The 21677-nt window shown below is 65.0% G+C and carries 21 protein-coding genes; all 21 read right to left on the bottom strand.

Annotation, left to right across the window (positions count from 1 at the left end):
• Positions 1 to 1041 (bottom strand): hydrogenase expression/formation protein HypE, encoded by a 1041-nt coding sequence (gene hypE / locus X268_RS10870; protein WP_128924950.1) that lies wholly within the window; start codon positions 1039 to 1041, stop codon positions 1 to 3.
• Positions 1038 to 2180 (bottom strand): hydrogenase formation protein HypD, encoded by a 1143-nt coding sequence (gene hypD / locus X268_RS10865; protein ID WP_128924949.1) that lies wholly within the window; start codon positions 2178 to 2180, stop codon positions 1038 to 1040. Before hypD ends, hypE begins: the two co-directional genes overlap by 4 nt.
• Positions 2177 to 2413, bottom strand: a complete 237-nt coding sequence (locus X268_RS10860; protein ID WP_128924948.1) for a HypC/HybG/HupF family hydrogenase formation chaperone — start codon at positions 2411 to 2413, stop codon at positions 2177 to 2179. The genes hypD and X268_RS10860 overlap by 4 nt, the downstream gene beginning before the upstream one ends.
• Positions 2413 to 4674, bottom strand: a complete 2262-nt coding sequence (gene hypF / locus X268_RS10855; protein WP_128924947.1) for a carbamoyltransferase HypF — start codon at positions 4672 to 4674, stop codon at positions 2413 to 2415. The genes X268_RS10860 and hypF overlap by 1 nt, the downstream gene beginning before the upstream one ends.
• Entirely contained in the window at positions 4671 to 5588 is a 918-nt protein-coding gene (hypB, locus tag X268_RS10850; RefSeq protein WP_128924946.1) for a hydrogenase nickel incorporation protein HypB, read from the bottom strand. Before hypB ends, hypF begins: the two co-directional genes overlap by 4 nt.
• Positions 5588 to 5929, bottom strand: a complete 342-nt coding sequence (gene hypA, locus X268_RS10845; RefSeq protein ID WP_128924945.1) for a hydrogenase maturation nickel metallochaperone HypA — start codon at positions 5927 to 5929, stop codon at positions 5588 to 5590. The genes hypB and hypA overlap by 1 nt, the downstream gene beginning before the upstream one ends.
• The gene (locus tag X268_RS10840) at positions 5922 to 7007 is read right to left on the bottom strand and encodes a nickel-dependent hydrogenase large subunit (protein WP_128924944.1); all 1086 of its coding nucleotides are present in this window, start codon (positions 7005 to 7007) and stop codon (positions 5922 to 5924) included. Before X268_RS10840 ends, hypA begins: the two co-directional genes overlap by 8 nt.
• The gene (gene hybE, locus X268_RS10835; protein WP_128924943.1) at positions 7004 to 7510 is read right to left on the bottom strand and encodes a [NiFe]-hydrogenase assembly chaperone HybE; all 507 of its coding nucleotides are present in this window, start codon (positions 7508 to 7510) and stop codon (positions 7004 to 7006) included. Before hybE ends, X268_RS10840 begins: the two co-directional genes overlap by 4 nt.
• Positions 7507 to 7716, bottom strand: a complete 210-nt coding sequence (locus tag X268_RS10830; protein WP_097659208.1) for a rubredoxin — start codon at positions 7714 to 7716, stop codon at positions 7507 to 7509. The genes hybE and X268_RS10830 overlap by 4 nt, the downstream gene beginning before the upstream one ends.
• A complete protein-coding gene (locus X268_RS10825) occupies positions 7713 to 8576 on the bottom strand; it encodes a hydrogenase expression/formation protein (RefSeq protein ID WP_128924942.1) in 864 nt (287 codons plus the stop codon). The genes X268_RS10830 and X268_RS10825 overlap by 4 nt, the downstream gene beginning before the upstream one ends.
• Positions 8573 to 9019, bottom strand: a complete 447-nt coding sequence (locus X268_RS10820; RefSeq protein ID WP_128924941.1) for a thioredoxin domain-containing protein — start codon at positions 9017 to 9019, stop codon at positions 8573 to 8575. Before X268_RS10820 ends, X268_RS10825 begins: the two co-directional genes overlap by 4 nt.
• 260 nt (positions 9020 to 9279) lie before the next feature.
• A complete protein-coding gene (locus tag X268_RS10815) occupies positions 9280 to 9576 on the bottom strand; it encodes a HypC/HybG/HupF family hydrogenase formation chaperone (protein WP_128924940.1) in 297 nt (98 codons plus the stop codon).
• Positions 9577 to 9605: 29 nt separating this feature from the next.
• Positions 9606 to 10184, bottom strand: a complete 579-nt coding sequence (locus tag X268_RS10810) for a HyaD/HybD family hydrogenase maturation endopeptidase (protein WP_128924939.1) — start codon at positions 10182 to 10184, stop codon at positions 9606 to 9608.
• A gap of 17 nt (positions 10185 to 10201) precedes the next feature.
• The gene (cybH, locus tag X268_RS10805; protein WP_128924938.1) at positions 10202 to 10945 is read right to left on the bottom strand and encodes a Ni/Fe-hydrogenase, b-type cytochrome subunit; all 744 of its coding nucleotides are present in this window, start codon (positions 10943 to 10945) and stop codon (positions 10202 to 10204) included.
• Positions 10946 to 10954: 9 nt separating this feature from the next.
• Positions 10955 to 12745, bottom strand: coding sequence for a nickel-dependent hydrogenase large subunit (locus tag X268_RS10800; protein WP_128924937.1), 1791 nt, complete (start codon positions 12743 to 12745; stop codon positions 10955 to 10957).
• Between the two features lie 29 nt (positions 12746 to 12774).
• Positions 12775 to 13866: a hydrogenase small subunit gene (locus X268_RS10795; RefSeq protein WP_128924936.1), complete on the bottom strand. Its 1092-nt coding sequence runs from the start codon at positions 13864 to 13866 to the stop codon at positions 12775 to 12777.
• Positions 13867 to 14117: 251 nt separating this feature from the next.
• Positions 14118 to 15557 carry a nickel-dependent hydrogenase large subunit gene (locus X268_RS10790; protein ID WP_128924935.1) on the bottom strand — a complete coding sequence of 480 codons (1440 nt, stop codon included), beginning with the start codon at positions 15555 to 15557 and terminating at the stop codon, positions 14118 to 14120.
• Positions 15554 to 16570, bottom strand: a complete 1017-nt coding sequence (locus X268_RS10785; RefSeq protein ID WP_128924934.1) for an NADH-quinone oxidoreductase subunit B family protein — start codon at positions 16568 to 16570, stop codon at positions 15554 to 15556. Before X268_RS10785 ends, X268_RS10790 begins: the two co-directional genes overlap by 4 nt.
• 67 nt (positions 16571 to 16637) lie before the next feature.
• Positions 16638 to 17957, bottom strand: coding sequence for a DUF3422 domain-containing protein (locus tag X268_RS10780; RefSeq protein ID WP_128924933.1), 1320 nt, complete (start codon positions 17955 to 17957; stop codon positions 16638 to 16640).
• 138 nt (positions 17958 to 18095) lie between these two features.
• Positions 18096 to 20408: a TonB-dependent receptor gene (locus tag X268_RS10775; protein WP_128924932.1), complete on the bottom strand. Its 2313-nt coding sequence runs from the start codon at positions 20406 to 20408 to the stop codon at positions 18096 to 18098.
• Complete coding sequence (locus tag X268_RS10770; RefSeq protein WP_347341908.1) at positions 20389 to 21420, bottom strand: HoxN/HupN/NixA family nickel/cobalt transporter; 1032 nt, start codon at positions 21418 to 21420, stop codon at positions 20389 to 20391. Before X268_RS10770 ends, X268_RS10775 begins: the two co-directional genes overlap by 20 nt.
• Positions 21421 to 21677: the final 257 nt, after the last annotated feature.

Below are 21677 nucleotides of genomic sequence, written 5' to 3'. Positions count from 1 at the left end.
TCAACAAATTCGCGGCAGTTGCTCGCCCGACAGCCAGTCGACGATCCGACCGCCACCAAAGCTCGTCGCCATCTGCACGAAATGATGGTCGTCGGCGACGGCCTCGCCGATGTCGGCGGCATCGCGGCCGAGCGGATGCCCCCGCATGGCGGCAAGCACGGCGCCGGCAACCTCGGGCGCGACGATCGCGACCAGCTTGCCCTCGTTGGCGACATGGAGCGGATCGAGCCCGAGCAGCTCGCACGCCGCCGCCACCCCCGGCTTGACCGGGATCGCCTCCTCCTGGAGGTGGAAACCGACATCGGACTGCAGGGCGATTTCGTTCAGTGTAGCGGCGAGCCCGCCGCGCGTGGGATCGCGCATCAGGCGGATGCCGCGCCCACCGGCAACGACCATCTTGGCGACAAGATCGTTCAGTGCCGCCGAATCCGACACGATCTCGGTCTCGAAGGCCAGATTCTGCCGCTTCGACATGATGGCAACGCCGTGATCGCCGAGGGTGCCCGAGATCAGGACGCGATCGCCGACCCGCGCGTTCTCAGCCGAGAGATCGAACCCATCAGGCACGACGCCCACGCCTGCGGTCGAGATGAACAGCCCGTCGGCCTTGCCGCGCTCGACCACCTTGGTGTCGCCGGTGATGATGTGGACACCGGCCGAGCGTGCCGCCTCCCCCATCGATTCCGCAATCGTCTTGAGGTCGGCGAAGCGGAACCCCTCTTCTATGATGAAGCTTGCCGAGAGATAGAGCGGCTTTGCACCGGCCATGGCGATGTCATTGACCGTGCCGTGGACTGCGAGCGAGCCGATGTTGCCGCCGGGAAAGAACAGCGGCGAGACCACATAGCCGTCGGTCGTCATCACCATCCGCCCCGCGCCGACATCGAAGGCCGACTGATCGTTGCCGCGCGCCAGCCATTCATTGCCGAACGCTTCGTGGAACAGCCCGGAAATCAGCTGCGCCATGGCGCGGCCGCCCGAGCCGTGGGACAGGTCGACGCAGCCGTTTCTGATATCGAGCTTGCGCTGATAGGCCTTCATGACGCCCGCCTCTGCTGATGGTCGCGGAAGCGGCCGTAGGTCCAATGCGCGGCGCAGGCGCCTTCAGAGGAGACCATGCAGGAGCCCATCGGCGTCTCCGGCGTGCAGACGGTGCCGAACAGCTTGCAGTCGACCGGCTTCTTCACCCCGCGCAGGATGGCGCCGCATTCACACGCCGGATTGTCGTCGACGCGAAGCTCGTTCATGCCGAAACGGACCTCGGCATCATATTTCGCGTAAGCGCGTTTCAGCTTCAGCCCGCTATAGGGAACCTGGCCGAGCCCGCGCCATTCGAACTGGTCGCGCAGCTCGAAGATGTCGGAGACCTCCTCCTTGGCGCGCAGATTGCCGTCGCGCGTGACCGCGCGGCTGTACTGGTTCTCGACCTCGTGCCTGTTCTCGTTGACCTGGCGCACCAGCATCAGAATCGCCTGCATCATGTCGAGCGGCTCGAAGCCCGAGATCACCACCGGCTTGCCGAACTCTTCGGCGAAGAACTCGTAAGGCGCGGTGCCGATGATGGTCGAGACATGCGCCGGCCCGACGAAGCCGTCGATCTCAACGCGGCCGATGCTGCGGATATCAGGGCTTTCCAGAATGTTCTGCATGGCGGGCGGGGTCAGCACGTGATTGCAGAACACGCTGAAATTCGAAAGCCGCTTCTTCTCGGCCAGCCGGATCATCACCGCGGTCGGCGGCGTCGTGGTCTCGAAGCCGATGGCGAAGAACACCACCTCACGCTCGGGATTTTCCTCCGCGATCCGGATCGCGTCGATGGTGGAATAGACCATGCGGATATCGGCGCCCCGCGCCTTTGCCTTCAGGAGCGAGGCGCCCTGCGAGCCGGGGACGCGCATCAGGTCGCCATAGACGCATAGGATGATCTCGCTCCGCTCCGCAAGCCGGATCGCCATATCGATGCGCCCGGCCGGCAGCACACAGACCGGACATCCCGGGCCATGGATCATCCGCAAATTGTTCGGCAACATGTCTTCCAGACCGTAACGCGAGATCGCATGGGTGTGGCCGCCGCAGAACTCCATGAAACGATACGGCCGTTCCAGATGGGTCTCTGCGCGAATCGTCTTCGCGAGCCCCAATGCGATCTCCTTGTCGCGATACTCGTCGGCATATTTCATGGCGCCACTCCCTGTCCCTCGACGCTCAGCTCGCGCAGCAATTCGAGCGTCCGCCGCGCCTCCTCCGGATCGATCTTGGTCAGGGCATAGCCGACATGGATGATCACGTAGTCCCCCACCGCGAGGTTCTCGATCAAGGCGACCGAGATCTCCTTGCTGACGCCGTCGATCGAGACGATGGCCATCTCATCAGACAGGAGTTTTGTGACCTCTGCCGGTATCGCGAGACACATCAGGCGGTTCCTTCCAGATCTTGCTGTTCGAAGAGTCGTAGCGCGGCAATCCAGGCCTGTCCCAGGCTGAGGCCGCCGTCATTGGGTGGCATCTGGGTTGGCAGCAGGGGCGAGAGGCCGGCCGCGATGCAGCCGCGCGCGATCGTGTCCGACAGGATGGCGTTGAGGAAGCAGCCGCCGCCGAGGGCAACCGTGGTGATGCCGGTCATCCGCGCCGCCTGCCCGATCCAGTCGATGCAGGCTGCGGCGAACGTGCTGTGGAACAGTTCGGCGCCTTCGACCGGATCGATGGTCCCGGTTGCCAGGCGCTCGAACAATGGAGCCAGGGACAGCTCGCCGCTCTCGATGATCCAGCCGTCCTGCGCGATGCGCGGCGCGCGCACCAGCGCCTCCAGCTTCATCGCAGCTTCCCCCTCATAGCTCTGCAGCGGACAGAGACCCAACAGTCCTGCCGCTGCATCGAACAGGCGGCCGGCGCTGGTCGTCGTCGGCACGCCCGGCTGGTCGAGCAGAGCGCCGAGGCGCGAGGCCTGCGGCTGCGCACCGAACCGCGTCGCGATCTCATCGCCTCGTCCGAGGCCATGCAGCGCGCTCGCACCCATGCGCCAGGGTTCGCGCGCGGCACGATCGCCGCCCGGCATCTTCATCGGCGCGAGGTGCCCGAGCCGCCGGAAGCGAGCACCGTCGCAGGCGAGCAGCTCGCCGCCCCAATTACCCCCGTCGCTGCCGTGGCCGAAACCGTCGAGCACCAGGGCCAGCGCCGGTCCGGCGATGCCATGCTCCGCCATCACGGCGGCCGCGTGGGCGTGATGATGCTGACCCGCGATCAGCCCCCTGCCGCTAGCTTGTGCGAAGCGGGTCGAGGCCATGTTCGGATGCAGGTCATGGGCAACGACGACCGGCTCGACGTCGAGCGTCGACAGCAAATGGTCGACCGTCTCCTCGAAGAAGCGGACGCCTTCCGCAGTGTCGAGGTCGCCGATATGCTGGGAGACGAATGCCTCGTTGCCGCGCGTGACCGTCACGGTCGACTTCAATGCGCCTCCGACCGCCAGGATCGGCGGCACGGGCCGCGCGAGGCGAACCGGCTCCGGCACGTAGCCGCGGGCGCAGCGGATGAATTGCGTCCGGCCCGCGACGACTGCCGCCACGGAATCGTCGGCCCGGGTGACGATGTCGCGATCATGGGTGACGACGAGGTCGGCAATGCCGGCAAGGCGCCGCTCGGCTTCGCGATTGTCGATCAGGAGCGGCTCGCCGCCGGGGGTGGCACTGGTGGCGACGATCGCCCAGCCTTCGCCGGCCCGTCCGTGCGCTGTGTTCAGTGCATCGAGGATCAGGTGATGGAGCGGCGCGACCGGCAGCATGACGCCGAGACGCGACAGGCCTGGCGCGACCTCTGGCGCGAGCCGATTGCGCGACCTCATCAGCACGATGGGCCGTGGCGCGGTCTCGAGCAGCGCAAGCTCGGCGACATCGGCATCAGCGATGTCGGCGACCGCATCCACCGATCCGACCATGACGGCAAAGGGCTTCTGGTCGCGATGCTTGCGCTGCCGCAGCTGCCGCACGACGCCATCGTCGCGGGCATCGCAGAGCAGCTGATAGCCGCCGAGGCCCTTGATCGCGACGATCTTGCCCGCGGCAATCGCGGCGGCAATGTCCGCGGTGTCATGGCTGAGCCTTGGGCCGCAAGCCGTGCAGGCAATCGCCTCAGCATGGAAACGACGACTGTTAGGATTGGCATAGTCGTCCGCGCAGGCGCTGCACATCGCAAAGCCCTTCATCGCCGTGGTCGGGCGGTCATAGGGCAGCCGCTCGGCAATGGTGTAGCGCGGGCCGCAATGGGTACAGTTGATGAAGGGGTAGCGATAAAACCGGCTGTTCGCGTCGAACAGCTCGCGCAGGCATTCCTTGCACGTCGCGGCGTCAGCGACGATGCGCGTCGACACCCGGCCCTGCTCGCTGGCGCGGATGCAGAATCCCTCGCTCGCCATCGCCCCGATCGGATGCACCGAGATGTCGTCGATGCGGGCAAGCGGCGGCTTTTCCAGCGGCAGCGCCGCGATGAAGTCGGCGGCGCGCTCGCCCTCGACCTCTATGACGACGCCGTGGGGATCGTTGGCGACGAAACCGTCGAGACGATAGCGCGTGGCGAGGCCGTAAACATACGGGCGAAATCCGACGCCCTGCACCGCGCCGCGGACATGCAGACGCAGTCTCCTCACCTCCGGCACGCTCGTCCCAGCGGTCATCGTCATCCCTGCGTCGCCATCTCGGCCCGCTTCGTCTTCGCCCAGCGCCTGCGGATCCAGGCATAGAAGGCCGAGAAGCCCTCGCCTGTGCGCGCCGACACCGTCATCACCTCGATGTCAGGGTTGACACGCCGCGCATATTCGACGGTCTTGGCAAGGTCGAAATCAAGCACCGGCGCGAGATCGATCTTGTTGATCAGCATCAAGGACGCCGCCGCAAACATGTCAGGATATTTGAGCGGCTTGTCCTCACCCTCGGTGGTCGAGAACACCACGATCTTGCAGGATTCGCCGAGATCGAACGCCGCCGGGCAAACGAGGTTGCCGACATTCTCGATGAAGAGAATGCCGCCGTTCAGCCAGGGCAGCCTGTCATAGGCCTGGCCGACCATGGCGGCATCGAGGTGACAGCCTTTTCCAGTGTTAACCTGGATCGCCGCCACGCCGGTGGCGCGGATCCGTTCGGCATCATTGGACGTCTGCTGGTCGCCCTCGATCACGCCAATCGGGAAGCTGTCCTTCAATTCCGAGACCGCGCGGACCAGCAGCGAGGTCTTTCCGGCGCCCGGGCTCGACACCAGGTTGAAGGCAAGCACCTCGTCGGCGCGGAAGCGCGCGCGATTGTCCGCGGCGAGCCTGTCGTTCTTGCCGAGAATGTCGCGCTCGACCTGGATGATGCGATCGCTGCTCATGCCGACGATCTCCTGACCCGCCGGATTGGCGCCGCAATCGAGCAACACCGCCTCGTCGGGACCGTGATCATGGTGGTGATGGTGAACATGGTCGTGGCTGTGGCCATGACCGTGATGATGATGGTGTCCACCGTGACTGTGGCCATGCTCATGGCCATGGTCATGATGATGATCATGCGCGTGTTCGATTGACGCCTTGCCATCGCTGCAGCCGCAGACCGTACACATCAGTCGACCTCCAATTCTCTTACGCGCATCTCTTCGCCGCCCGTCACCTGCAATTGATGGCCGCCGCAGGACGGGCACGGCTCGTAACGCTGCTTGATCTCGACGCTCTCCGAGCAGGCCATGCACCAGGCGATTCCCGGAGTCTCCACGATCTCCAGCCTTGCGCCTCGCGCGATGGTCTGCGCTGCGACCGCCTCGAAGCAGAATTTCATCGCCTCCGGCGCGACATGGCTGAGCGCACCGATTTCGAGGCAGACGACGTTCACCTTGCTGAAGGAACGCTTGCGCGCTTCCTCCTCGACGATACCGATGATGCCCTCGCACAGTGCCATCTCATGCATGGCCCACCTCGCGGAAGTCGAGCTTGAAACCGACGCAAGGGTCGAACGCGCCGATCAGCGTGCGAACGGCGTCCTGACCGCGCCGGCCAGCGGCCAGTTTCGCGCCCTTGAGGCTCCGGACCAGCGGCCCCCGGGCGTGAAAATTCCACTCGGTCGGCGCCAGGAATTCGAAATTGACGATGCGGCTTTCCTCGAGCGCGACCGCGTGGTAGAGCCGGCCCCGCGCGCATTCGACGGCGGCCGCCCCCTGGCTCGCGCGGAGCCGGTAGCTTGCGACGACGCCATCGTCGAGATCCTCTTCGCCGTGGTCGAGCCAGGCGCAGAGCCGCGCGACCTCGGCGATGCGCGCTTCGAGGCGCGCAGCCGGCCCCGCCGTCGACAAGACGGGTTCGCGCCGCGCCCACCGCGCCCAGACACCGGTTTCCGGAATTTTGCCGCAGAGCTCCGGCGCGTCGGAATAGGCTGCCCCGCCTGCCAGCAGACAATTCAAGACGTCGACGTCGTCAGCCGCCGTCAGGAATGATGGCTCGACCGGCGGCGGCAACAAGTCCTCACCCTCACAGCGCCCAAGATAGGCAGCGAGCGCGGTGCCCGGCACCAGAGCCCTGCCTTCGCCGGCGATGCCGAGCGCTAAAAGCGCGGTCTTGATCTTTGCCACGGCTTCGCGCCGCAACGCTTCCGACACGCCTTCGCTGGCCCCGCCGAGGACGGTGGTCGCCTGCATCATGGCGCGCACGGCGGCAGCGCTCGCGCCGTCGAGCGCCAGCCGCCCGATGAACAGGCTGCGCAGCAATTCGGTGAGCCGCTCGACCACGACCGCCGTGACGCGGCTGCGCGCTGTCGCCTGCGTCGCCTGCTGCCCTTGCGCGGCCTCGATTGCCGACAGGAACGCCACCTGATGGGCGACCGAGCAGAGCGAGAACAACCGCGGCAGCACCGGAAGCAGGGACTCCGCCGGCTTTCCCGCGAACAGCCGCGTCAACGGCGGCCGGCTGCGCGGCTGGACCGCGACGTCCGTGATCGTGCCGCCGGCAAGCCACACCGTGATGTCGATCTCGTTGCGGAAGGCCAGGGTCATCCCCGCCGCTCCGTCAAAGCACCGCGCAGGAAGTTACGCCGATCGATCGGGGTTGTCGCGGGCTCGCGGCGACGAACCGCCTCCTCGCTGTCCGCCGGCAGCATCAGCTCGGCGATTGCCGCTTCGGCCGTTGCCCGCGCGGCGGCCATGTCGGCGAACTGGAACATCGGCGAGAACAGCGAGCAGCTTGCGATGCGGCCCATCTGTCCGACTTCGCTGAGGGTGAACTCGATATCGCCTGCGGGAAAACGGATCTGCAGCGTCGTGCCCGAATTCTCCCACGCCGCGCTCGCCGGCATCACCACGTTCATGAACCACGGCGTGACCATGATGCCGACCATCGTGCCGTCGAACCGGCGGAAGCCGACCGCCTCGACGCCGAGCGCATCGTTGTAGATCGGCAGATCGCGCATCGCACGCTCGCCGATCTCCCGATAGCTGCCGGCCAGGAGCTCGCCCCACGCCACGGCATCGGCGTCGAGATTTGGCGCCCTCCCCGTCATGCCTCGATCGCCATGAATTTGGATTTCGGAGCATCGCAATTCGGGCAGTGCCATTCCTCCGGCAGCGCCGCGAACGGCGTGCCGGGCGCGATCTGCGCCACCTCGTCACCGTCGGCGGGATCGTAGACGGTCCAGCAGATGCCGCATTCCAGCCGCGTGGCCTCAGTGACGTCCTGACGGACGCCAAAATTCTCGAAGGCGCTCATTTGAAATAGGCCTCGATGATTTCCTGCAGCCGTTCGGCGGAGTCCTCGAAATCCTCGTCCGCGGCAAGCGCGACGGTCGGCACGCCGCCGACCTCGAGCGTATCGAGAATGATGGTGTCCATGGCGTTGAAGAACTGCACCGACCAGACATTGCGGATGCCCGTCGACAGCACCCGGCAGGTGCCATAGCCGCGTGACACGAGCTGGATCGGCCCGTTGCGGATCGTGTCCTGCAGAAAGCTCATGTCCACCGGGCTCATCGGCAGCAGCGTGAAATTGATGATCTGCGAGCGGATACCGGACCGCCAGGCCTGCGCGCGTTCGCGGATCTCGGCGAGCACCGGCAGAACGTTCATGGCGCCGTCCGGCACCGACCCGATCTCGAAATCGGCGGATGTGAGGTCGGCGGCCGCGCGCTTGACGATCTCCGGAATGGCGCCGATCTCGAGATATTCGGATGTGGCGTCGGTCTCGAGCCGCACGCGCCAGATTCCCGCCAGGACCGATTCCTGGATCTGGGCCAGCGATCCGTCGGGCAACGCCACGCCCCCGCCGACCTCGCCTTCGCCGAGCACGTCGGCGACGAGCTTGCTTTCGAGATCGTTCAGGTCGGCGAGCCGGAACAGCTGCGTCGGCGCATCGGCCTTTTGGCCGGCGATGGCCTGCGCGATCTTCGAGAGCAGCGCGACCGCATTCGGACAGCTCTTGGCAAGCTCGGCGCTGTCGAGCCTTGCAAGCTTTGCCAGCGCTCCGGCCGCCGTCAGGCTGCCGTTCGATGCATTGAGACTTTCCTCGCCGATCGGAAACACGCTGACCGGTTGCTCGGCGCCTTCGGGCGCATCCCAGAATCCGACCTTCATAGCTCGACCCCTTGTGCGCGATGCTGGGGAACGATGGTGACGGCGACCGCGGCGGCTTGCCCGCGCGGGCGGTCGATCAGCTTGGTGATGCGGTCGATATAGACCGACCAGTCCTGGATCTTGGCGATCAGCCCTAGCGTCTCGCCCTTGGCAATGAGGATCAGCGTCGGCTGCACCCGCACGCCGAAACGCTGGCCAAGCGTGCTCTCGTCGCCACAGGCGATGATCGCGCCGCGCAAGCGGCCATTGAACGCGGTGACCAACTCCGGCAGCACCACGGCGACGTCGATCGCCTCCGGAAACCGGTTCGGATCGCCCGCCGACAGCAGCACCGCGACCGCGCCAGCCTCGTCGGCCGCGCCAAGAAATTGATCGACCGTCGCGGCACTCACCTCGGACAGGCCGTGCCGCGTCGGATCCTGCTTCCGCACCTGGAATTCCATCAGACCTCCCCTGACAAGCTTATGGTTTTCGCTCGAGACAGGATTAGCAAGGCACATGCCAGGACATTCCAGCAGTTCTCTTCCGCTACATCATTGATCTAAATCAGATAATTCTTAGCACCCGGAACGGCGCATCCACCAAATGGTAAGATTCTTTCCAAGCTAGGTGGAAGATATCTTTGCAGATAGAAAGATCGCTTACAGGCAGCCTGCCCGTGAGGCCGATGCGGCGGGCGGCGATCTCGGCTGCAGAAGGCCGCTTATTCGGACCGAAGGTGGGCGGGCAATTGCGGCTCACGGTCGATCAGGTCGGCGAAGAAGCGGTCGCAATCCTCGCCATCGAGCGCAGCATCAAGCCCATCGATCGCAGCACCAATCAGCCGCGCCTCGTCCTGGTCCAGAAGCCGGATCGCAGTATCGATATAGACCAGCACGTGGGCGCCCACCGGCGGGGTGGAGAGCAGCAGCACGGAGACGCGGCGCTGCTCGCCGCGGAATTCGCATAGCGCCGACATTCCGTCAGTCTCGACGATCGTCATCGGCAAGCCGAGGCACATCGCGCTTTCTCCAAAGAAGGTCGCGCCAGTCAGGCCGGCCGCATCTCGTAATTGGCGTGGTCGATGTCATTGGCGAGCAACCGCTCGGTGTCCGCCAAAGGCTCGCTGCGGCGGCTCACCGCAACGCCCCACTCGGCCAATATCCGGCAGGCCAGATCGATCGCAGGCGCGATCTGGTCGCGCACCGGCGGCGTCAACGGCCCGCCCCAGTCTTCGAGATCGAGCGGCTGGCAGCCGATCAGCACGAGATGCTTCGGGCATCTGCCGAGCAGATCGGCTGCACTGATCACCTCCTGGAAGCCGGTCTGGTGGAGGCTCATCTTCTTGGCGCCGGTGAAACGCGGCACTTCGTCATCGCGCACCAGCTTCAACTCGCCGGGCTCGAGGCCGTAGTCGATGGCGTCGAACACGATCAGGCGATCGGCCTCTTCCAGATAGTTCACGAGGTAGAGGCCCTGCGTGCCGCCGTCGAGAATGGTGACGTTGTCAGGCACGGCGTAGCGGCGGTGGAATTCCTCCACCGTCCGCACGCCAAAGCCTTCGTCGGCCCACAGGATGTTGCCGATGCCGAGCACCAGGATGCGATTGTCTTGCACGGATGTCGGCATCGGTCACGTTCCCGTTTTCAATCGCGGAATTGCCGCTCGCCGGAGACCATCGAGGAGATGATGCTCTGGCGCGACATGATGTCCTCGCGGATGGCCGCGTAGATGTGCACCATCACGAACGTCACCAGTGCCCACATGCCCAGATGATGCCAGGTGTGAACGTCCTGGCTGTTCGGCCAGATCGCGAACACCCAGCCGAACAGCTTGTGCTGCCAGCTGTCGATGCCCATTCCTTCCGAATAGAGCGCAAAGCCGGTGACGATCATGAAGGCCACGAACAGCGTGAAACCCGTGAACATCGCAGTTTGCGCCAGCGGGTTGTGGCCGACATACATCTTCGGCTCGCGCTCCAGGAAGGCGTACCAGCGGATCTCGTGCAGCACCTCCTTCCAGAACTGCTTGCGATGAACGGGAATGTAGAAAATCTGCCGGGAGTGGTGATTGCCGACGAACGCCCACAGGATGCGCGTGAGGAAGAAAACCGCGAGCACCTGTCCGGCGGCGAAATGGGCAAAGCGGATGTAGCCCATCACGAAATTGTCGGACGCCTCGCCCGCGACCGTCGGCAGCGGCGATGCGATGAAATAGCCGGTCACCATCAGCACGAGAATCGAGAACGCGTTCACCCAGTGGCAGATCCGCACCGGCGCTTCGTAGACGTAGACGGTGGGGCGGCCCACCGCACGTTCTCCGGAAGCGTCGGCTGCGATCGCCGCGAGGTCCGGCCTTGAGTCCGAGCCGGGAGCAATGGCATCCATCATGACGGCCTCCTATCTGACCTTGACCTTGGCGAGCTCCTGACCGTCCGGACTCATGACATGCGTCGAACAGGCCAGGCACGGATCGAAGGAATGGATCGTGCGCAGGATCTCCAGCGGCTGCTCGGGATTGACCATCGGCGTGTTCATCAACGACGCCTCGAAAGCGCCGATGTTGCCCTTGGGATCGCGCGGCGAGCCGTTCCAGGTGGTCGGCACCACGCACTGGTAATTGTCGATCTTGGTGTCCTTGATCTTGATCCAGTGCGCGAGTGCGCCGCGCGGCGCCTCGGTGAAACCAACGCCCTTGGCCTCCTTGGGCCAGCTCTCCGGCTTCCACTTGTCGACATTGGCGGTCGAACTGTCGCCGGCCTTGATGTTGGCGACGAGCTTGTCCTGGAAGTAGCGCATCTGGCGTCCGGCCCAGACGGATTCGAGCGCGCGGGCCGCGGTGCGGCCGAGCGTCGAGAACAGCGCCGACGTTGGCAGGTTCAGATCCTTCAGGAACTTGTCGACGGGATCCTTGAACTCGGCCTTGTTCTGCGCGTAACCGACGATCCAGCGCGCCAGGGGGCCGACCTCCATGGCGTGCCCGCGCCAGCGCGGCGCCTTGATCCACGAATATTTGCCGGCCTCGTCGAGCTGCTCGATCGCGGTCTTCGTTCCCTTCGCGTTGGCGCCCAGCACGTAGTTCGGCTCGGTCACGCCGTCCCAGGGATGCAGGCCCTTGGTCTCGTCGGGATATTTGTACCAGGAGTGCACCACGAACTCCTGGATCTCGTCGGGGTTGGCGTGATCGACCGGAAACACCTCGGACAGATTGCCGTTGATGATGGCGCCGCGCGGCAGCTTCAGGCTCTTGGCGGAATAGTCGTTGGCGTGCTCGGGCACGTCGCCATAGGAGAGCACGCTCTGGCCCGACAGCCCGCCGCCATAGAGCCAGTCCTTGTAGAACGAGCCGATCGCCGCTACGTCGGGCAGGTAGACCTGTTCGTTGAACTCGATCAGGCGGTCGATGATCGAGGAAATCAGGTTCAGCCGCTCCATATTGATGGCGCCGACGGCGCCGGTGCCGTCGACATTGATCGGACAGGGCACGCCGCCGACGAGCCAGTTCGGATGCGGATTCTTGCCGCCGAAGATGGTGTGGACCTTGACGATGTCCTTCTGGAAGTCGAGCGCTTCGAGATAATGCGCCACCGCCATCAGATTGGCTTCGGGCGGCAGCTTGTAGGCCTTGCTGCCCCAATAACCGTTTTTGAAGGGACCGAGCTGTCCGGACTCGACGAACTTCTTCAGACGGGTCTGGAGGTCCTTGAAGTAGCCCGGCGAGGACAACGGCCAGCTCGAGATCGATTGCGCCAGCGTCGAGGTCGCCCGCGGATCCGCCGACAGCGCGGAGACGACGTCGACCCAGTCCAGCGCATGAAGATGATAAAAGTGGACGATGTGGTCATGCACCTGCAAGGCAAGCTGCATCAAGTTGCGGATCGAGTTGGCGTTCTCCGGAATGGTGATTCCGAGCGCGTTCTCCACCGCACGCACTGATGTCAGCGCGTGCGTGCCGGTGCAGACGCCGCAGATCCGTTCGGTGAACGCCCAGGCGTCGCGCGGATCGCGGTTCTTCAGGATCACCTCGATGCCGCGCCACATCGTGCCGGTCGAGACCGCGTTGCGGATGACGTTGTCGGCGTCGACATTGACCTCGACCCGCATGTGACCTTCGATACGGGTCACGGGATCGACGACGATGCGCTTGCCGGAATTGTCGAGTTTGAAGCCGTTGGGAGTCTGGATGCCCATGATTGCCCTACCCTAGTCTGTCACTTGGCTTAGCTGTTGTGGTCGGCGTCTTCGCGCTTCGACGCGAGCCGCTTCACCGCCGTCACGGCCGCATGTGCGGCCACCGCGGCACCGACGGCGCCGGCCGCCACCATGCCGATCTGATCGGCGTTCTTCTCGATGCCGAACTGCTTGATGTTGGTGAGGCGGTCGTAGAACGAGCCCTTGTCCCAGAAGCCGTCCTCGGAGCAGCCGATGCAGCCATGGCCGGACTGGATCGGAAACGAGACGCCGCCGTTCCAGCGCACGGTCGAGCAGGCGTTGTAGGTGGTCGGGCCCTTGCAGCCCATCTTGTAGAGGCAGTAGCCCTTGCGCGCGGCTTCGTCGTCCCACTCCTCGACGAATTGGCCGGCATCGAAATGCGGGCGCCGGTAGCACTTGTCGTGAATGCGCTGCGAATAGAACATCTTCGGCCGGCCCTGGCGGTCGAGCTCGGGCAATTTGCCGAAGGTGGTGATGAAAGTGACCACACCGGTCATTACCTCGGCGATCGGAGGGCATCCCGGCACCTTGATGATGGGCTTGTTGGTGATGACCTTGTCGATCGGGGTTGCCTGCGTCGGGTTGGGCTTGGCCGCCTGCACGCAGCCCCAGGACGCGCAGGCGCCCCAGGCGATGATCGCCATCGCATCCTCGGCCATCATCTTCAGCTTCTCGACGAAGGGCTTGCCGCCGTCGATGCAGAACATGCCGCCCTCGTTCAGTGGCGGATTACCTTCCACCGCAAGAATGTACTGACCTTTGTGCTTGGCGCGGGTCTCATCGAGAATGGCTTCCGCCTGGTGGCCCGCAGCTGCCATGATGGTATCGTCGTAGTCGAGCGAGATCATCGACAGCACCGCGTCCTTGACGAGCGGATGCGCCGACCGAATGAAGCTCTCCGAACAGCAGGTGCATTCGAGCCCGTGCATCCAGATCACCGGCACGCGCGGCTTGGTCTCGAGCGCATTGGCGATACGGCTTTCCGCCAACGGACCGAGCCCGAGGCTCGTCGCCGTCAGGCTGCAGAACTTGTGAAAGCTCCGACGCGTGATGCCTTGCCGCCTGATCACGCTGTAAAACGTTTCCGTCGCCGCGCCCATGAATCCTCCCGTCTTCGGCTTTGACTTTTCGATGACGCCAAAGACAGCAAGAAGCAGGCCAACAACCTGGAGCGATTCAAATGTAGAGAGATTCCAAAACGTTACGTCTTTGAATTGCTCTCATGAAGGGCAGCGAGGACAGCAAAAGCAGGAGAAGCGGAAACAACGCGATTTGCAGTCGGCAACGAAGTTTCCGGCTGCTTGAGCATAATCTTTCCGGAAAACCGCTTCGCACTTTTCCGGATCATGCTTTAGTGCGCAGTGCACACCATGCAGGGATCGAACGAGCGCACGATGTGCTGGATCGCAACCGCGCGCGCGCCGGCATCGCCGACATCGGTGCCGACCAGCGCCTGCTCCAGGGGCCCCCCGACGTCGAAAGAGTCCCGGGGTGAAAAATTCCACGTCGTCGGTGCGATGATCTGGTAGCGCGCGATCCTGCCGCCCCGTACCGCCATCCAGTGCCCGAGACTGCCGCGCGCCGCCTCGACCAGTCCGACATAGCTGCCGTCAGGGATGTCGCACGAATTGGTGCAGAACGGCTCCGACAGACGGAGCGCGCGCGTCCACTGCTCCATGGCAAGCGCGATGCGCGCGGTCTCGATCAGCCGCGCGATCACCCGGTTGCGCACATTCGTCCCGCTGGCCGACACGAGATCCGCAATCAACGCCTGCCCCGCCACGGTCTGACGCGCGATGGCGCCGACCTCGATCGGCTGACCGGACAGCCGCGGCGCCTTGCACCAGCTATAGGCGGCCGGCTTGTCGGGATCCGGGATCGTGCTGCTGTGGGCGGGATCGGCGGACGAGTCGCGCATCCAGGCGTGCGAGACGTCCTCCGTGATCTGCGCCAACGGCAGCGGCTCGATCGCAGCGCGCGGGCCGAAAAGGCCGCGCGGAAACAGCTCGCCGTCGGTGCCATGATAGGCGCCGTAGCTCATCATCAGGCCGGTGCCCCTGCCAAGCCCGCTCAGCGCGAGACTGTCGGCGAGCCGCAGGAAATGGGCGAAGTCGCCGCCGCGGCCGTCACGCCAGCGATCGAGCTCGTCCGCGGTGGTGATCGCGAGCACATTCTCCAGCGCATCCGCGAAGACGATACGCTCGAGGAAGCTGCGAAACGCGGTCGCGATCGACAGCAGGCGGACGCGCTCGCCGAGATCGATGGCACGCGTCGTACCGCCGGGCTGGAACGCGAGGCTGTGCGGCCATTTGCCGGCGATGATGCCCATGGTCTCGAGCAGCCGTGCCCGCGCCGGCAATGCGTCGCGCGCCGCACTACCGCGGGTCGCGGCAAAGCGCTCGTGCGTCGCGGCGTGCCAGTCGTGCGCGGCATAGGCTTCGCGGGCAAAATCCGGCATGAAGAAGATGTAGAAATGGGTGAGATGGTCAGCCGCGTTCTCCGCGGCATGCGCGATGCTGGTGGCGAGCAATCCATTCGGCGCCGCCTCGATCGCCATGGCATCGCGCAGCGCCGCGGCTGCGGCCACCGATTGCGAGACTGAGCAGATGCCGCAAATCCGGGGCGCCAGCGCCAGCGCGTCAAGCGGGGGACGCCCCTCCAAGATCTGCTCGAACCCGCGGTAGAGCGGCGCCGTCACCTCGGCGCGCCTGACGCGCCCGCTCTCGATGTCGAGGCGGACTTCGAGATCGCCCTCGACGCGGTTGAACGGGCCGATCGTGATCCGCGTCATGGCTTGGTCTTGGTCGTGGTGCGGCCCGGCGGCACGACGACGTGATCGGCGGTTGCGTTCAGCCGCACGCGTCGCGGCGTCGCGGATTTCGACAATGCGGCGAGCGCGACGAACCAGGCCTTCGGCATGTCGGTCGGCAAGCCGACCGGAATGCCGGCGAGCTTGGCGGTCTCCAGGAAGTTCTGGGCGCCCTCGAACCCCGGCGAGGTGCAGGCGATGCAGGCATAGCCGCCCTTGGTGCAAGAGCCGCCGCCGTTCCAGGAGCGCTGGTTGCAGTCGCCCACCGCCTGCGTCGCCTTGCAGCCGAGATGCTCCATCAGGCAGCCGCGCTCCGACATGGTCTCGGCACTGGCCTTGAACTCGTAGAACTCGTTGCGGGAGCAGCCATGATGAGCAAGATGATTGGCGACGAACTTCGGCCGGCCGTATCCGTCGAGGTCGCTCGCTGCGATATCCTTGGTGGTCAGTGCCAAGATGGTTTCCATCATCCAGCCCGGATGCGGCGCGCAGCCCGCGACGTTGATAACGGGAAGACCGAGCCGCGAGCGGAAAGCCGCCCCCAGCGCGCCACCGCTATCGGAGCCCTCGAACTGGAGGCCGACGGCATCGGTCGGATTCGATCCGGCGGCCGGCACGCCGCCATAGGCCGCGCAGCTTCCGATCGCGATCACATAGCCGGCATGCGGCGCAAGATCGAGCATCCAGCGATAGACGGAACGGTTAGTGCCGGCGAGCATGTTGAAGCGCCCGGTATCGCTCGGTCCACGGGCGACGGAACCTTCCAGCAGGAGAAGATCGAGCCGAACCTTGCCGTCGAGCACCGACTGCAGGATCTCGACCGCCTCCTCTCCCGTCTCCTCGCTCACGGACGGATGCCACAGCAGGTTGACGCCGAACTGACGCAGCTCGTCGAACCAGCCGGAGGCGCCGCTTTCGAGGATCGACATGGTGCAGCCGCCGCAGCTGGCGCCCTGCAGCCAGAGCACGTTGGTCATCGCATCGGATCGGCTCATCTCGTGTCTCCCGGTCGCTCTAGCTTCGACCGCTCGCGGGCGAAGCGCAAGAGGCTCGTTTGCGTCCTCAGTCGTGAGCGCCCGACATTTCGTCGTGCTTCAAGTGCCGCCTGCGGATGTTGCGGGTGACGATCCAGATCACCGCAACGGCGACCGGCACGAAGATTGCGGTCGCCAGCGAAGGCTCGACATGCAGGCCGCCGTCATGGGCGCCCTTGGCCAGATAGCCGAACAGGCTCACGACGTAGTAACCAATCGCCGCCACCGACAGGCCTTCGACCGTGCTCTGAAGTCTCAACTGAAGCCGGGTGCGGTCGTTCATCGAGCGCAGCAGATCGCGGTTTTGCTCTTCCAGCTCGACGTCGACGCGCGTGCGCAGCAAATCCGCGGCGCGCGCAAGCTTGATCGACAGATCGGCCTGCCGGTGCTCCATCGTCGCACAGGTGCGCATCGCGGGTGCCATGCGGCGCGCGAGGAAGGAGGACCAGGTCGGATAGCCTGCGATCTCGCCACCCTCGATCACCGCAAGGCGGGCCTGCACGATGTCGTTGTAAGCCCGGCTGGCGCCGAAACGAAACGAGCTGCCGGCAGCCTCCCTTTCGAGCGAAGCAGCTAGCGCGGTCAGTTCCGTCAGGAGATGATTGTTGAGCTTGAGGTCTTCGGCGCCTTGCATCTCCTCGAGCACTTCGACGAGCCGCCGGCCGATATGATCAACAGAGGGCGCAAGCTCGAGCGCAGTGGGCAGACCGAGCAGCGCCAGCGTACGATAGGTCTCGATCTCCAGCACGCGCTGCACGAGAGCACCGAGCCGGCCCGGCGACAGACCGTCGTTGCAAACGAGGATGCGAACGAAGCCCTGATCGTCCGTGCGAAAGTCGGATGCAACGACGGCGGGTCCGCTGCGGACCGCGGCGACGGCGAGGCTGCTCCTTTCGAAAAGCTGCTGCGCACGCTCCAGGGCCGCCGAGGTCTGCTCGACCTCGAGTTTGACCGCGACCAGCAATTGACCGGACTGGTGCAGCGACCGGACCAGCGCGGTGGACTCTGTGTCGATCTCACCGAAGCGGCGGGCGGACGTCTCGGAGCCGCCCAGGATCCAGGTGAAGGTGCTGAATTCCGAGTGCTGCTCCCAGCGGAGCTGCGTGGCGCCGATCGTCACCTGGTGATGTTTGGCCCCGTCCTCCGGCGGAGCCTGCCCGTGCGACATGCAGAACGCCACGAACTTCTGCCGGTCCGCTGCAGCGGCCTCGCCCTGACTAAGAAAAGCAAAGCGGAGCACCGTGACCGGCGCCGTCAACCGGGTGAATGGGCGAGCGTGCACCTCGGCCAGCACCGCACCACGTTGCGGATGCAGTTCAAAGTCGGCGAGATCGAGCTCACGGTTCATCGACGGTCCCCTGCTGCGCTTTCAGGCCGCGACGTGTCGCCACCCGGCCGTTCACTACCACAATACACCCATGCTCTAGCAATCCCGGATGGCAGAAGCGTCAATCGCCGCATCATTCGATTCGCGACCGGAGCGAGCCTAGAACACCCCCGCGATGGTGAGGCGGAACGTCAACGGCTCCACGGGGTGCAGCACATAGTCCATCACGCCATTCTGACAGACTCCCAATGGCGCAGTGCCAGATGTGCAGAGGCTATAGAGCGTGTCGGTCTTGAGCAGCGAGCCATAGGCATAGGTGATCTGGTTCGCCCTCGCATTGAAAAGATTGAGAACGTCGAGCTGGAGCCGCCAGCCATTGTCGATGCGATAGCCAAGCCGCCCGTTGAAGACGCTGGTCGCAGAGGAGCGGAATGCGTTGTCCTCCGTCAGCGGGCTCGACGCCAGATAGCGCCAGCGCAAGGTTCCGAACCATCCGGTCTTCTCGCCCAGCGTGACGCCGGCCGATGCCACCATCGCCGGCGCGTTCGGAATGTAGTTGCCGGGCGCGTTGCCGATCTGCGCCTCGGGATAGCCGGCGAGCGAAGCATGGACCTCCGCCTGCTCGCTGTCATAGCCGCGAAAACGCGCATGGGTCATGGCGAGATCGGCGTCGATCTCGATCCAGGAGATGGGCCGGTAGTGGTTGGTCCATTCAAAGCCGTAGCGGCGGCTGGCACGGGGCGCCGACGTGTCGCCAGCGTCGCCCGCGAACAGGATCTCGGAATCCTGATCGAGGATGAAGACGCTGAGCGAAGTGTCCAGGCCGGGCACGATCCTGCTGCGCACGCCGACCTCCGCACCCCTGGTCCGCACCAGCAGCGGCGACGGTGTGAGCCTCGTCGCAGGATCGCTCGGGTCCTCCGTCGTCGTCGCACCGCGGGCATCGTTGGAATGCATGCCGTAGCCGGCGCCGAAGAAGAACTCGGTTTGGTTGAACGGACCGAGCACCATGCGGAATTTCGGGCTGCCGAGCGATGCGTCTGCGCGGCCGGAATTGTTGACGCTGAACCGCGACGTGACGTCGGCGGCATAGTAATCGCCGCGCCATCCCACCGTCGTCCTCAGCCAATCGGTCCAACGCACCGTATTTTCGGCATAGACGCCGACGCTGCCCTCGCCGACCTTGTCGCTGCGGATGTTCGACAGGAAGCCACGCCGGAACGTGTTGGCGAGCGCCAGATCAATCGCGTCGTAGCGCGATTGCAGGCCAAAGGTGGTCTGCATCGGCAAATCCGCCAACGAACCGTTCAGCGTGCGTGAGGTATTGGCACCCAGCATCAGGCGGTCGTCGTGCTGGTGAAACTGGTCGCCGAGCACGGGATCGCTGAGGAAGTAGGTGAAGTTGTTGAAGAGATCGAGCTGGCTCTTCACCACATAGGCGTTGGCTTTCCACGAGCCGAGGTCGTCGCTCTGCGCGATGCGGCCAGAGAGCGCAAAGCGGTTGGTGTTGCCGCCATCGCTTGGATCTTCCGAGCCGAAGCGGCCGAGAAAACCGGCGGCGATCGCACGCAGCGGCACCTGATCGGTCGAATTCCATCTGTTGGCATAGGCCATGCCGGTGACGGACATGCCGTCGGTCGCGGTGCCCTGGCTGTAGCGCACCAGGCCATTGAGCTTCCGCACATTGTCCGGATTGTCCCACGGGCCGTTATAGGTGCCGATCTCGCCGGCCACGAGCAACGCGCCGCCACCCAGCTTCGCGGAGTCCATGGTGAGCAGGCGGCGATAGCCGAAGCTGCCGGCGGTGACCTGTGCCAGCCCGCTGGTGCGGTCGATCAGGCCGATGTGCACGCTTCCGACCGAGGCGAAGTCGCCTTCGTCGGCGAAGTACGGCCCCTTGCGCACGTCCACCGCGGTGACAGTTTCCGGGATCAGCCAGTTGAGGTCGGCATAGCCCTGGCCGTGCGCGTGGGTGCGCATGTTGACGGGAATGCCGTCGACGGTGATGGCAAGGTCGGTGCCATGGTCGAGATTATAGCCGCGCAAGAAATACTGGTTGGCTTTGCCCTCGCCGGAATGCTGCGTCACGATGAGACCCGGCACGGCCTCGAGCGCCTCGCCCGGCCGTGTGAAAGGGCGGGCATTGAGCTCTGCGCCGGAGATGGTGAGCTCGCTGGCCATGCCGGGCAGGCCGTTTGCGCGCGAGGCGGCGCTGTGTGCATCCGAGGCCTGCGTCGCCGCTGGATACACGAGGATGCGGTGGCCGGCGGCGGAGGGCTTGCCGGCGCGGCGCGATCCGACCGGCCTCTTGCGCTCTGGCGTCGCGTCACCGCCGACCTCGATGGGCGGCAATTCGTGCTGGCCGCTGTTGTTCTGCGCGAGAGCATGACTGTCATCCGCGAGCAGCACCAGGGCTGAGAGTGCCGTCAGTGCGCAGCCGCCACGACAGGGCTCACGCCGCTTCGGTCGCATCGGCGCATTCCAGCGCTTTCGTTGCGGCCCGGTGCCGGTTGCCCTCCAAGATGCGACGATAAAGCACGACCGAGACAAGCCATGCGATCGCAAACAGCGCGATCACGGCGAAACCGACATTGGCGAGCGACTCGTTGAGACCGTCGACCAGCGTCCACATGGTCCCGGACAGGCCGAGCCGGTCGGCGGCCAATCCGAGCGCCTCGATGCCGCCGATGAACAGCGCGACCGCCACGGACGCGCCGGTGATCGTGAGGTTGTACCAGAGCTTTCGCAAGGGATCGACGAAGGCCCATCGATAGGCGCTCACCATCAGCGCGGAGTCGGCCGTGTCGACCAGCGCCATGCCGGATGCGAACAGTGCAGGGAAAACCAGCACGTCTGCGACCGAAGCGCCGCGCGCGGCTTCGCTCGCAGAGATGCTGAGCAGGCTGATCTCGGTCGCCGTGTCGAAGCCGAGCCCAAACAGGAAGCCGAGCGGATACATGTGCCAGGGCTTTGTGACCATGCGGAATAGCGGTCCGAGCAGGCGGGCGAGGAAGCCGCGCTTGGCCAGCAGCGCCTCGAGCCCTTCGGCATCGTGAACGCCCTGCTCCCGTGCGGCCCGAACCGTTCGCCACAGGCCGACGAAGATGACGAGATTGATGGCCGCGATCACGAGCAGGAACAGCGCCGACACCGATGTGCCGATGAGGCTGCCGATCTCCTTGAGCAGGCTGTCGCCGCCAAGGCTCACCACGCCGAGCGCAAGCAATATGGTCGCGACCACAACGACGGTGGAATGCCCGAGCGCAAAATAGAGACCGACGCTGCGCGGGGCGCCGCCCGCCTGCATCAGTTTGCGCACCACGTTGTCGATGGCGGCGATGTGATCGGCATCGACGGCATGGCGCAGACCGAACACCCAAGCCAGCAGCGCGGTCGCCAACACCGTCGGCCGGTGGCCGAACAGCGCGAAGGCCCAGGCCCACGCGGCGATGTTGGCGGCGATGAGCGCCCCGAACAGCGCCATTGTCCCGGGCTCAACCGCCCGCAAAATCCGCCTCACCGCTTGCTCCATCCGCCCGATCCCGCAGTATGACGTTTATCAAGAACTCTCATACTGACAAAGAGCAAGAGCCGCGCCAGTTTCGGCCACGCGGCCGAAAGGCACCCGAAAATGGAGCTCATCGCATTGATTTAACGGAGTATTTTCCGCACACCTGTCGCGGCATCAGCGCAGGATGCGGCGCGGCTATTGGCAAGCGACTATCCACCTCGACAGTCAAC

This window comes from Bradyrhizobium guangxiense, assembly GCF_004114915.1.
Taxonomy (GTDB): Bacteria; Pseudomonadota; Alphaproteobacteria; order Rhizobiales; family Xanthobacteraceae; genus Bradyrhizobium; species Bradyrhizobium guangxiense.
This window is presented reverse-complemented; position numbering and strand designations above follow the sequence as displayed.